Annotated in this window: 1 protein-coding gene; it reads left to right on the top strand. The window is 70.5% G+C overall.

All coding sequences use genetic code 11. The features are described 5' to 3' along the window. The coding region (locus tag IF73_RS0137160) for a methylenetetrahydrofolate reductase (protein ID WP_031015981.1) at window positions 1–417 on the top strand (417 nt) is incomplete at both ends.

The following is a 417-nucleotide window of genomic DNA, read 5'->3' as shown; positions in this document are numbered from 1 at the left end:
GCGATCATCGGCGCCTACGCCGACGCCGGCGTCCGCGACGTCCTGGTGCTGCGCGGCGACCCCCCGGGCGACCCACGCGGAACATGGACCCCGCACCCGGACGGATACCGGCACGCGTATGAACTCGTCGAACTCGTCCGTTCCCTGGGTGACTTCAGGGTAGGTGTCGCCGCGTTCCCCGAGGGGCACCCACGCTCTGTCGATCCCGAAAGCGACCTCGCGCACTTCGTGGCCAAGTGCCGGGCGGGGGCGGACTACGCGATCACGCAGATGTTCTTCGACCCGGAGGACTATCTACGGCTGCGGGACCGGGTCGCCGCCGCCGGCTGCGACACCCCGATCATCCCGGAGATCATGCCGGCCACCGACGTCCGCCAGATCCGCCGCTTCGCCGAACTGTCCACCGCCGCCTTCCCC

The organism is Streptomyces sp. NRRL F-5727 (genome assembly GCF_000719555.1).
Lineage (GTDB): Bacteria > Actinomycetota > Actinomycetes > Streptomycetales > Streptomycetaceae > Streptomyces.
Note: the sequence above shows the minus strand (reverse complement) of the source record. Positions and strands in the feature narration are given on the sequence as shown.